General features: G+C 39.4%; 12 protein-coding genes. 5 read left to right on the top strand and 7 right to left on the bottom strand.

Annotated features, from left to right (window positions below; all coding sequences use genetic code 11):
• The first annotated feature begins 271 nt into the window (after nt 1-271).
• The gene (locus AC1HJP_RS13325) at nt 272-685 is read left to right on the top strand and encodes a VOC family protein (RefSeq protein ID WP_480362243.1); all 414 of its coding nucleotides are present in this window, start codon (nt 272-274) and stop codon (nt 683-685) included.
• 9 nt (nt 686-694) lie between these two features.
• On the opposite strand, the gene AC1HJP_RS13330 is transcribed toward AC1HJP_RS13325, so the two are convergent.
• From AC1HJP_RS13330 to AC1HJP_RS13360, 7 genes are all read right to left on the bottom strand, one after another.
• Nucleotides 695-2,992, bottom strand: a complete 2,298-nt coding sequence (locus AC1HJP_RS13330) for an ATP-binding protein (RefSeq protein ID WP_480362244.1) — start codon at nt 2,990-2,992, stop codon at nt 695-697.
• Nucleotides 2,993-3,084: 92 nt separating this feature from the next.
• Nucleotides 3,085-3,504 (bottom strand): HIT family protein, encoded by a 420-nt coding sequence (locus AC1HJP_RS13335; RefSeq protein WP_480362245.1) that lies wholly within the window; start codon nt 3,502-3,504, stop codon nt 3,085-3,087.
• A gap of 11 nt (nt 3,505-3,515) precedes the next feature.
• Entirely contained in the window at nt 3,516-4,352 is an 837-nt protein-coding gene (locus AC1HJP_RS13340; protein ID WP_480362246.1) for a hypothetical protein, read from the bottom strand.
• Nucleotides 4,353-4,407: 55 nt separating this feature from the next.
• The gene (locus AC1HJP_RS13345; RefSeq protein WP_480362247.1) at nt 4,408-4,839 is read right to left on the bottom strand and encodes a MarR family winged helix-turn-helix transcriptional regulator; all 432 of its coding nucleotides are present in this window, start codon (nt 4,837-4,839) and stop codon (nt 4,408-4,410) included.
• Between the two features lie 11 nt (nt 4,840-4,850).
• Entirely contained in the window at nt 4,851-5,321 is a 471-nt protein-coding gene (locus AC1HJP_RS13350; RefSeq protein ID WP_480362248.1) for a glutathione peroxidase, read from the bottom strand.
• A 65-nt stretch (nt 5,322-5,386) separates the two neighbouring features.
• Complete coding sequence (locus AC1HJP_RS13355) at nt 5,387-6,343, bottom strand: endonuclease/exonuclease/phosphatase family protein (RefSeq protein WP_480362249.1); 957 nt, start codon at nt 6,341-6,343, stop codon at nt 5,387-5,389.
• Between the two features lie 117 nt (nt 6,344-6,460).
• Nucleotides 6,461-6,892 carry an Lrp/AsnC family transcriptional regulator gene (locus tag AC1HJP_RS13360; RefSeq protein ID WP_390444141.1) on the bottom strand — a complete coding sequence of 144 codons (432 nt, stop codon included), beginning with the start codon at nt 6,890-6,892 and terminating at the stop codon, nt 6,461-6,463.
• Between the two features lie 465 nt (nt 6,893-7,357).
• On the opposite strand from AC1HJP_RS13360, the gene AC1HJP_RS13365 reads away from it, so the two are divergent.
• The 4 genes from AC1HJP_RS13365 (at nt 7,358) to AC1HJP_RS13380 (ending at nt 12,004) form a co-directional block, all read left to right on the top strand.
• Nucleotides 7,358-8,770: a TackOD1 domain-containing metal-binding protein gene (locus tag AC1HJP_RS13365; protein ID WP_480362250.1), complete on the top strand. Its 1,413-nt coding sequence runs from the start codon at nt 7,358-7,360 to the stop codon at nt 8,768-8,770.
• Nucleotides 8,767-10,095: a glycosyltransferase family 2 protein gene (locus AC1HJP_RS13370; RefSeq protein WP_480362251.1), complete on the top strand. Its 1,329-nt coding sequence runs from the start codon at nt 8,767-8,769 to the stop codon at nt 10,093-10,095. The genes AC1HJP_RS13365 and AC1HJP_RS13370 overlap by 4 nt, the downstream gene beginning before the upstream one ends.
• Before the next feature lie 58 nt (nt 10,096-10,153).
• Nucleotides 10,154-11,251 (top strand): HlyD family secretion protein, encoded by a 1,098-nt coding sequence (locus AC1HJP_RS13375; RefSeq protein ID WP_480362252.1) that lies wholly within the window; start codon nt 10,154-10,156, stop codon nt 11,249-11,251.
• A gap of 339 nt (nt 11,252-11,590) precedes the next feature.
• A complete protein-coding gene (locus AC1HJP_RS13380) occupies nt 11,591-12,004 on the top strand; it encodes a GntR family transcriptional regulator (RefSeq protein ID WP_206078133.1) in 414 nt (137 codons plus the stop codon).

Genomic DNA, 12,004 nt, shown 5'->3' on the forward strand with positions numbered 1-12,004 from the left:
TTAGCTTTTAGCTTTTAGCTTTTAGCTTTTAGCTTTTAGCTTTTAGCTTTTAGCTTTTAGCTTTTAGCTTTTAGCTTTCATCAATTTTTTCAATGGTATCAATCGGAAAATTTGCACTTTACCTCAAGTTAGCTTGAGCTTTTAAAGTTGCTTCATCAAATCAACAGACAAGAAAATAATCAAAGGATGAAGACAATGAAGCAAACAAAAATAATCGAAAGAATCACCCAACTTTTTAACGCAACCATGGCTAATAAGTAAGGAGCGCATTATGTATTTAGAACACGTAAATTTAGTCGTCAGCAATATCGAACGTTCACTCAAGTTTTATCAGGCAGCATTTCCACATTGGTTTATTCGCAGCAAAGGTGAGGGAGAGTGGTATGGTAAACAGCGTACATGGGTACATTTTGGCGATGACTACCATTATTTAGCTCTGAGCGACCACGGTGAAGGTGACAACCGCAAACTAGAAGGGCATCAAGTGGGTCTCGCACACTTTGCGTATGTTGTTCAAAATATCGAGGCGCTTGCAAAAAGAATGTTAGCGGCTGGTTTTGAAATAGATAAAATTGGCAGTGAACATCCATTTAGAAAAAACATGTATTTCATCGACCCAGACGGATTTGAAGTGGAGTTTGTCGAGTATTTATCTGATTTACCGAATGAACGAAATTCAGACTAAAGCTTTCGATTAAATATGCTTATATAAGATAGATAGCATCTGTTCTTTATCGACGGGTTTGGCAATCACATCAGCAAATCCCGTCGAATGATATAAAGCGATATCTGTAGAAGAAACATTGGCTGTTAAGGCTATGACGATTAAATCAGGGCGCATATTTTTTATATGTCCCGTCGCTTCTATACCATCCATCACTGGCATCTGAATATCCATCAACACTAAATCAATATCATCATTTAGTTTATCAATCGCAATTTGCCCATTTTCAGCCAAGGTGATTTGAACATTGGTGTCTGCCAGCATTGCATTGGCAATCATTTGGTTCATAACGTTATCTTCAACCAGCAAAATGTGCAAATGAGACAGGTCTTTGGTTAAATCAGGGGTGGAGTTCTTAGCTTGCTGGTTGTTAGATTGCTCGGCGGGGAGTGTGACTGTGAATGTAGAGCCTGAATTTTGAGTACTTTGCACACTTATATTACCTTGCATCAGCCCCACTAATGATTTGGTAATAGACATGCCTAATCCTGTGCCACCATATTTTCGTGTGGTCGTGATGTCAGCTTGTTCAAAGCGGTTAAATAGGCGGTCAACTTGGGCTTCAGACATGCCAATGCCTGTATCTTTTACAATAAATCTGAGTTGTTCTGAATCGCTACAATATTCAGCGGTAAAGGTGATGCAGCCAGTTTGGGTAAACTTAAAGGCATTAGAAGTAATGTTACTTAACACTTGGTAAATTCTAACCGGATCACCTAACCAAAAACGACCTGAAATAGAGTTATCAAATACCAAAGAAAGGCCTTTTTGATTGGCATGGTTTTGCATCTCGTGCTTTATATTCTCAAGTAGTTCAATCAGATCAAATTGCACCTTTTCTATATCTAACTTTCCGGCTTCAATTTTAGAAAAATCTAAAATATCATTAATGATAACCATCAGATTTTTAGAACAACTAATGGCACTATGAACATATTGTTCGGCCGAGGGAGGCAGCGTTAATTCTCTTAATAATTGTAGGTTGCCATACAAACCATGCATGGGTGTACGGATCTCATGACTGGTATTGGCCAAAAACGCACTTTTAGCGATATTTGCCGATTCTGCAGCTGTGACTGCTTGTTTTAGTTTTCTTTTTTGTTCAACTTGTACAGTGATGTCTCTGATCACTGCGATAAAGTGGGTTTCACTTTCTATATCTAGTTGTGTCACGGTTATGTCTATCGGAAATGTAGCACCGTTGTGTTTTATCCCTGCTAGTTTTATTTGATGATCATTGGTTTTTTGTTTGGTTAAGAGTTGAGTAAAAGCCGAAAGTAAGTTTTTGTGTTCTTTGCTCTCAATAAGCTGGTTAATATCTAAGGTCAACGCGGTATCGGCTTTTATATTAAACATGGCCTCAGCACTTTTAGAGAACAGCTTTATTTTGCCTGAACTATCAATCACAACGACGGCATCATTTAGCCCAGCTAAAATAGCGGCTTGTTGCTGTTCGGTTATTTTAACTTGTTTAGCTGCTGTTGTGGCAGTCTGTTTTAGTTGAGCAAATAAGTATTTTTCGTTTAAAAGAGCAAACCACAAAGCAACGCCGTAGGCTAATAATCTTAATAAATGCCACCCCCACCAAGATAAATCCCATAAAAAAGATTGCTGAAACATGATAGCGGCAAGGCCAAACATTGAGCTGTGCAAAATAAATAACAGGTCATCAGTTTTTTTATGCTGCTTATAAGTGGAGTACAGTTTTATCGAGGCAATTAACAAACACGTTCCGCCAATAGTATTCAGCATTATTGCAAATGATGAAAACCGTCCATTTACAACCATATCAGGCACGAGTTGAGGGAAGCTAAAAGAAGCAATTGAAAGTAACAAGGTGGCACTTAAAACCACATAAGTTAAGCCACGTTTCAGCTTAGTTTGTGTTGTTACAGGGAGTATGATTAAAAGAAATAATACACCACCAAAAAATGTGGCCGTGGAATGGAACCACACGAAGAGCTTACCGGGTTCAACTAGCGCATGAGAAATATCTAGCATCCCCATCGCCCCAACAGCAGCGGCAATGGGGATATTAAAACTGGTTCCTCGATTATTTTTTTCTAGATTTAACAATAAGAAGCAAACGAATAGAGCGATTGCACCACCAAAGACTTCGATGGCACTATGAAAGGGAATATGCTGCCAACGCCATTGAGAGAAAGACGATTTGGCCAGTAAAAAGGTGACAGCATGAACAAAGGCGCTCACTGCAATAACGATGTAAATGGAACGATTTAGCCCCTGAGAGCTAGGTTGCTGAGGCATAAAATCTCGCCCAAGTAAGCTTGAAGTGCTTTATAAAATTCTTGTAATACTTACAAGATTAGACGGTTTTACACGCTTAGCAAATTTCGGCTTTAGATGAATTTTTTAATCTTTTCAGCGACTTTTTCTATATGCTCCGGCTTAGTTTTTACTTCAGCGTGTGCTTTTAAACTGTGTAACGAACCAGGAATGATATGAAAGTGAAAGTGTGGCACAGTTTGGCCAGCGGCATTGCCATTATGCTGCACAATCGAAGTACCTTGCACGTTTAATGCTTGCTCAACGGCCTTACCTACCTTCTGTACTGTTTTCATACAAGCTAGAGCGGCTTGATCTGTGAGATCGTAAATCGTTGTAGCAGCTTGTTTTGGAATAACCAGAGCATGCCCTTCTTTTTGCGGCATGATATCCATAAAAGCAAGTGTATAGTCGTCTTCAAATAATTTAATGCAAGGGGCTTCGCCTTTTAAAATCTTCGCAAAGATGTTGTTTGCTTGGTATTGATCTCTCATTTTTGCCTCGGTTACGTCACAGGATTGTAATCTTGCTGTTTTTTATCATGCGAATACTTAGAATTTATTACAAGTAGATGCGGTAAATGGATCACCATGCATTGAGAGGCAATATAAACTATCCAGTTAAGGTATCTGACTTGCGGATAAAACCCTTCGCCTTGATTACCGTATATCCAAAAGTTGCCGATGATTGCATCAGCAACAGCAGCCAGTATGAATCCTGCGCCAACCAGTAATTCGCTCTTTGATGCTTTTAAACCGCCACAAGAAAAGATAAATGCAAGGCCAATAAAGCCAACAACGCCAATCAGCATGGCATAAATCCCTGTGCTAATTGTGATAAACCAGCCAGTGTTAGGAAGATGCATCATAACCATAGAAAGTACACCAACCACAGTTCCTGCAACCACAGGATATCTGATAAAACGTTTATCTCTGCTGTTTAATTCAATGGCATGAATACCGGCGAGCAAAAGTAGGGTGTAGCCAGGTAAGAAGAAATAAATGGAGTCGACTAAATAGTCATGTTTGATGGAGCTTTCATATCGGTAGAAGGTTTCGGGGAGATTGAAGTTAGTCACGTCTCCCAGAAGGCAAAAGCAAAGCGCTATAAAACTGAGCCATGCGATTTTAATGAGGGTGCAGTCACTTGTATTAGCGTTGACCCATCGCTTTATCAGCAAGCTATTAATCAGCAATGCAATCAAAACCATACTCTCAATGGTTAAGATGATGTCTCTCTCATGACCTTCAATTGACCAAATGCCTAATAATGCACCTATTGCATCAATGAATGCCACGCTCAATATAATGCAAGATATGCGAACGAGCATCATACTGTTCATCAAGTGTCCTTTTGCCATTTCTTCTCGTGTTTTTGTAATTAACCTTGAGCTTTGGTTACGCTAATTTATTTATGAGCTCGTCTAATAAGCTTTTCAGTTGTTTTGCTTTATCAATATCAATTTGGCTATTCTCAAGCAATTGCATAGGAATACAAGCGACTTCGCTTTTTAATGCGTGCCCTTTTTCCGTCAGTTTAATGATCACTTTACGCTCATCAAACTCGCTTCTTGCTCTTTCTACTAACTCGGCGCTCTGCATTCTTTTCAGTAGCGGGGTTAAGGTGTTACTGCTGAGCATGGCTTTATCACCGATATCACTCACCGTTAAACCATCTTGCTCCCAAAGGATCAACAAAACAATATATTGCGGATAAGTCAGACCATGGGCTTCAAGCAAAGGCTGGTAAAGACGTGTCACCAGCCTAGATGCGGCATAAAGCGGAAAGCACAACTGATTTTCTAATTTAAGTAAATCATCGTTTTGCATTTGCACACTCTCTACAGCAGCTTTTCAATCTTTTTAGCAATTGCTTGCGGTTTAGTCACTGGCGCAAAGCGGTTTTCAACTTCACCATGACGATTTATCAAAAACTTAGTGAAATTCCATTTTATGTTTTTGCCAAAGAATCCTGTTTTCTTAGATTTTAAATATTGAAAAACTGGGTGCTCGTTTTCGCCATTCACATCAACTTTTTCGCTGATCAAAAAGTCAACGCCATAGTTAATCAAACACCCTTGCTGAATAGTACTGGCATCACCTGGTTCTTGATTGCCAAATTGGTTGCAAGGAAAACCGATGATCACAAGCCCTTTGTCTGCGTATTCTTCGTGCAGATTTTGTAAACCTTCATATTGGTAAGTAAATCCACATTCACTTGCGGTATTAACGATTAATACGACTTTATCTTTAAAATCAGAGAAGTTGATTGGTTTGCCTTGTAAGCTTGTCGCTTTTAAATCATAAAACATAAATTAAGCACCTTTTATTTTAAATCTCCCAAGACTATATCGTGTGCGATTTAAAAGATCAAACACTAATCAATTAATAGTAATTTGTAATCTAATGCGAGGTGATCGCTACCCGGTAATGAGTGTGTTTTGAATTGCGATACTTTAACGCTGTTACTCGTTAAACAATGATCTATCGGCAAACCGGTTAACCAACCATAAGGATGTAGGAATTTAGAAGCATGCCAAGATGCATACATGCCAGTTTGTTGATAGCAAGGGGTGAGTTGATGATGACGTGGAAAGTGATTTGACCAAGGTGTGGTATTAAAGTCACCGGCCACCAGAATATGCTTATTTTTAGCCAGTTCAACGAAGGGTTGAACACTGCCTAATAACACATTGCGTTTTTGCCATTTATCTGGGGTACGTGGTGAGGGTGGATGCAATAAGATGAGATCGAGTTTTTGTTTTGGTAATTGCAAAGTCAAAGTAATAACAGTGCCTTTCTTAGGTAATATTTTATGTTTTTTAATGTTAGTAAGTGGGTATTTACTAATTACCCCCATCCCGTCAGGGAAGCCATCATAATCCCCATCACCAAACTTATAACGCTTAGCTGCTATTTCTAAAAAGAGTGGTTTTTGTGCTTGGTTAAATTCGTAAAAGAGATATAAGTCGGCATCGAGTGAGTTCAATTCTTCAACGGCAGTTCGTAGTACTGGGTTGTAGTAACTTAAGTTCGCCTGCACGATGTGCAGTTTGGGGGCTTCGTCTAAATATTCCGTTTCTAATGGTTGTGCTTTGCTGAACACCCAAAGGTGGCTACTGGCAAAAAATGCGATTGAGAGAACTGCTAATACCGCGCCAACTTTGACCGACTTTAGCAGCAAGGGAATGCTAAAAAACAGCGCTAATATAAAAAAATGAAGTTGAAAGTTACTCAGTAAATCGAGCAGGTAATACTCGCCACTTAATGGAACTAAAGGCAGTAAGATCAGCAGGAGTAATACTAGCTCAATCAGCAGTAAAATGAATAACAATGCATCACCAAGTCGCGTTTCTAATTAGCTAAACTTTAGTCTAGGTGACAAAAAATGAGAAGTTTTGCTCGTTTGGTGTTTAATATGAGCGCTTATTCTTGGAGATTTTTTAGAGCATTAACCAGCTCGGTTATCAATCCATTCACTCATTACCACATGGGTTTTTATCTTCACAAAATCAGGCTGGGCGTCGAGGTGTTCACGAATTTCATGCAAGCGTTGCATTGATTCTGCTTGAACAAAGACCAATAAATCCATATCACCCGTGATCCCACGACAAGTGACCACTTCAGGAATAGCTTGAAACAAAGGAACGACTTCAGAGCATCGTGCACATTGATGCTGAATTTCAAAATAAGCAGACACCCCAATTTTTTGAGACTCACTCAGTAACACTTGATAGCCTCGAATAACGCCATTTTGCTCGAGCTTTTTAATTCTCTCTGTAACGGCGGAGCGAGAAAGGCTCACGGTATCGGCAATGGCCGAGACGCTTTGGCGCGCATTCTTTTTTAATTCAGCAATGATCTGTTTGTCGAACTTATCCACTATAAAGCACTTTTTGAGATTTCTAGACAGGCACGAATTTTACACGGCCCGAATTTTTATGAAAGTGATATTGCAGGACTAAATTCGATTAACATTTGCAACAATCTTCGCTTTATATTGAAAAGCTATTCAGCCTCATAATTTGCTCGCTATTTGCAAGGAGTGAAATAAAAAAACAAATGTGACAAAGTGTTTTTATGTTTTATTTAGTGTTTTTACTCTACCTCTGGTGTTGATGCGACTTATTCTTATCTTATTAATATAGTTAGTTTTTTTATTTATTCCTCTTTTAAGCTATAAATTATTTGTGGTACTATCTTCGTAGTTTTAGAAGGCGTATTTATTGAGTCAATTTGATGGCTAAGCAAATTATTGATTAATAAATATGGCTAAACGATAGTGGAATCGATGGTAGATTTTGCTCGTTGCTTTGTTCTATTTAAGTAGTTAATGGATTAATGTTGTATGCTCGAACAGTCTAAGTCTCACCTTTCTTTTTTTTCTTCTTCTATTTTTATTGCTGAAAACGATAAAACCCTGAAAAGTTTTGGTTTAACAGAGCTGCTTTATTTCAAAAACATCGATTCGTTTGAGACTGAGTTTTCAGCCAAACAACATCTTGGGTTGATCATTTTAGATTTACCAGCCCAAAAACAAGATGAAACATTAGCTTTTTTAAGGCAGTCAGAGACGTTTTGGTTAAGCACCATATTTGTTTGCCAAGCGAGTTCGCTGTCGACTCATTTGGCTAATGGTATTTGGTCTGAGCAAAGCAAATCATTGGCTGAGTTTAGTGAAACCCGAAAAAAGCAGTTGGGAGTAAACAGCACTTTGGTTGAAACCGCGGTGATGAAGTTACTCAGTTACTTGTGGGTTTTTAAAGGTGCTACCTTGCTACCAGCAAAATCGCCTCAAATGCAATCTCTGTATTGGTACCCGTTACTAGAAGCTTGGGGCATAAAACCAGAAGACAGTATTAATTGGCTTGCCTCTGTCGTTCGAAGAAACTGGCTAGAAGTCGATTCATTGGTTAATCGCGTGCGTTATTGTCAGTCTTGCCACAGCGGTCATCTTAATTATGTTGATACTTGCCCATCATGCCAATCTATAGATATAGGGCTTAAGGCAAGTTTGCATTGCTTTAATTGCGGTCATGTTGCAGCAGAGCATGAGTTTAAGCAGCAAATCGGATTGGGGTGTCCAAACTGTTCAAAACCGCTTCGTCATATTGGCGTTGATTATGACCGACCCATAGAAAATCAGCAGTGCAATAGCTGTTTTAACTTATTTGTAGACTCAGATGTGGTTGCGGACTGCATGGATTGCGGTGAGAAAAATGACGTAAATAACCTGATAGTGCAGAGTGTTAATAGCTACAAGTTATCAGCAAATGGCCGCAATTTGGCTAAATTTGGTGAAAAGTTCAATAGCTTCATGTTCGACCAAGCTGAAAACATTAACTTCACGCAATTTTGCTGGTTATTACAGTGGCAAAATAACCTCGCGCTCAGGCACAAGCAAGAACATAGCGTTGTTTACATTACAATGGAAAATGTCGAGCAATTCATTCAAGACAAAGGCGAGAAAGTGGCTTTTTCACTGTTTGATGAGTTAGAGCAGCGGATAGCAAAAAGTATACGTCTTACCGATATTTGCTGTGTGCAAGAAGAGCATAGTTTACTGTTGTTTTTGCCACTCACTCCTTTAGCACAATTGCCAAAAATCTATCAAAAACTCAATGAAATAGAGCTTTTACAGTCTGATAAGAATATAGCTTTGTCTATTAAAGCGTTGGCGCTGCCAGATAAAAGCATGACTGATGATGTGAATATGTGGTTGTTTGAGGCACTGGAGCAAGCTAGGAGTATTGAATTTTGAGCGAACTAAATACTATCTGGTATCTAGTCGCCAACATATTCTCACAAGCGACAGAGTTTTTTACCCAAATGATGATGTTCGTGCCCATGTATTTGGCCTACGAAATGCCATTGTTTGTGTTGATCACTCTAGGCGTACTTAAGTGGCGTAGGGCAAATGCAAAACTGCTAAAAAAGCCCTCCCATTATTTCCCAAAAGTGAGTTGCATCATTACTTGTTATGCCGAAGGAAATGCGGTTAAAACGACCATAGAATCATTAGTGGAACAAACATATCCTGGCGAAGTTGAAATCATCGCAGTGGTTGATGGTGCGGTACAAAATAAACATACCTATGCGGTAGCGAATTTTTGTATGAAAACCATCAAACGTACAAAACGACATATTCGAGTGTTGCCTAAATGGCAACGCGGTGGGCGAGTATCTACTTTAAATGCGGGCCTTGATGCGGCCAAAGGTGACATCGTTGTCAATGTGGATGCCGACACCTCGTTCGACAATGATATGTTGTGCCGCATAGTGCGTTTGTTTGAAGATCCGAATGTACCCGCAGTTGGCGGTGCGCTCAGAGTAAGAAACGTAACCAGCTCTATTTGGACAAGAATGCAGGCAATCGAATATTTAGTGTCTATGCAGGGCGGTAAAACAGGGCTTGCACAATGGAATCTAATTAACAATATTTCGGGGGCTTTTGGCGCCTTTAGAAAAGACTTTTTAAAGCAAATCGGGGGTTGGGATACCCATACTGCAGAAGATCTCGATTTAACCATTCGCATTAAACAATACTTTAAGCGCCATCCTAATCTCAAAATTCCCTATGCGACACTTGCAATAGGTCACACTGATGCGCCTGATGATTTCAAAACCTTGTTATGGCAAAGGTTACGATGGGATGGTGACTTACTGTTTTTGTATTTTCGAAAACACTGGCCAGCCTTTTCACCAAAATTATTGGGTTGGAAAAGCTTCTTATTCACCTTGCTCTATGGCTTTTTACAAAATGTGATGCTGCCGTTTGTGGTATTGGTGTATTTAATTGTCACTATGATTGTCTATCCTTGGCAATTTATCGTGTCTTTATCTTTGGTTATTTTTACGCTGTATTTTTTCACCATCGCGTACTTTTATGCCTTAGTGCTATTAGGTGTATCTGAGCGACCAAAACAAGATCTTAAGTTAGCAGTGTGGCTGCCACTTTATCCCATTTATTCCATGATCATGCGCACCATTTGTTGTTTTGCATTGCTCAATGAATTGGTTCGTCGCTCCCATGAAGAAAGCTCGATGGCACCTTGGTGGGTGCTAAAGAAAGGACAAAAGTTTTAGTTATTATCCAGAACTCAGGTTTATTAAGTGTTTTTACGTTCTCGTTAGGTTTTAAAAGATGAAAATTAGGTTTAATGGAAGTACCAAGTCTGAAAATCCGCAAGTTGAGAAAGGGCTGAATGTGGCTTACGCAGGAAGCAAGCGCGCCGCCTATCAATTCCGCTGGTATCTTTTAGTACTATTGGTGACGTCTCCGATTGGGTTAGTTTTATGGTTATTTCTTTTCCCCAAAGTGTCAATTGTGGCCCCTGGCATAGTGACTAGCGAGCCGCTTACTATTCGAGCGCCATACGATGGCGTGATTAAATCTGTACATGTCAGTAAGGCGATGAATGTCGAACAAGCTCAAGATTTATTGGTACTGAGCAATACGGAGCTTGAGGCACAATACAACGAAATAAACCGACAAATGATGATGCTTTACACTCAGCAAATGCCACAAAGTCAGATCATTTTAAGTCAGTTAGAGCAACGTAAAAAAGTCGCTAAACAAGGTGTTCAGCGACAAAAAGAGTTACTTGAAAAATACGAAAGCTTTAAGCAAAAAGGGGTAATTCCCGCAGCCGACTTAGCCAGTGCGGTAAATGCGTACAATGCTGCGCAAATGGCGTATGAGCAAACTAAAGTTGACATTTCAAGAGAGAAAGAACGTCAAGAACTAGAGCGCCGTTTTGGCTTAAAAGGGCAAAGATATAATGACCTAAGCTATGAGTTTTCGCGTTTAGCGGCACTTAAGCAGTCGCTGTTTATAAAAACCGATAATGCTGGGCGAATAGAAGACGTATTGGTACAAACTGGTGATCGTGTCACTGCAGGGCAGCCTTTATTACTTATTGATACTCAAAAAGAAAGTAAAGTAGTCGCCTATTTAGATCCAAAGCACCTTGAATATTCGAACATAGGGCAAGAGGCGCAAATTCGCTTTCCAGATGGCACTAAACTTAATGCAAGGATCAGTGAGCCCACCGAGTTAACTTCTCGATTGCCAAGTTTTTTAATGGGGCCATTTGAGGGTGAAAAAACTGCACTAAAGATTACTTTAAGCTTACCGATCCCAAACCATTTTCAGGTCGAAGGGTTACCAATTGATGTCAGGTTTAAACATCAAAAGGTTGAGCAAGCATTTGCGTTGTTTGAAAAAAACGATTTGCTTTAATGCAATTTATATAATTATCTCAGGCAGTACTTTTAAAGCCTAAAAGTATTGCCCTTTTCCCTGTAATTATTTTCTATTTTTTAAACCAGTCACAAGAAAAAAAGTGATGTTATTGTTGCTTTATTTAGGCACTCGACTGTATTGCTTAACTCCCCAAAAGATACACATCTGTGTCTATAGACCCCTCTTAACTAGCCTGTAAATCATTCTCAAAACAAAAAATTAAAAATCAACTAACTGATTTTTATAGATAAATAAAATAACTCAAACTGTACTATTGACGAGGTAGTACACTCGATCTACTGTACTACTACAGATAGTACAGTGAATAATTAGCTAATGACAAAAACTACTGCACTGGCGATACAAATTGTGACCGGGGACGCTCGGCCGATTTTTCGTCAAATTGTCGATGGCATTCGAAAAGAGATTGCCAGCGGAACATTACCAACAGGAAGTAAGTTACCCAGTGTGCGTGGCTTGGCAATGCAATTGACCATTAACGCAAATACGGTAGCCAAAGCCTACAACGAATTAACTGACCTTGGCTTAGTCGAATCAAAGAAGGGCTTAGGCCTTTTTGTGACTCAGCAACAATGCACTTTATCTGAGGAAGAGCGAACGCAAAAGCTTGAGCAAGCTACCGATGATTTTATAAATGAGATCATCAGCTTGGGTTTTAGTCACCGAGAGATTATTGAGCATGTACAAGGGCAATTACAGACGATTAATAAGCAGGATAAAGAGCGTTAG

The sequence above is a fragment of the Pseudoalteromonas sp. NFXS53 genome, assembly GCF_056629255.1.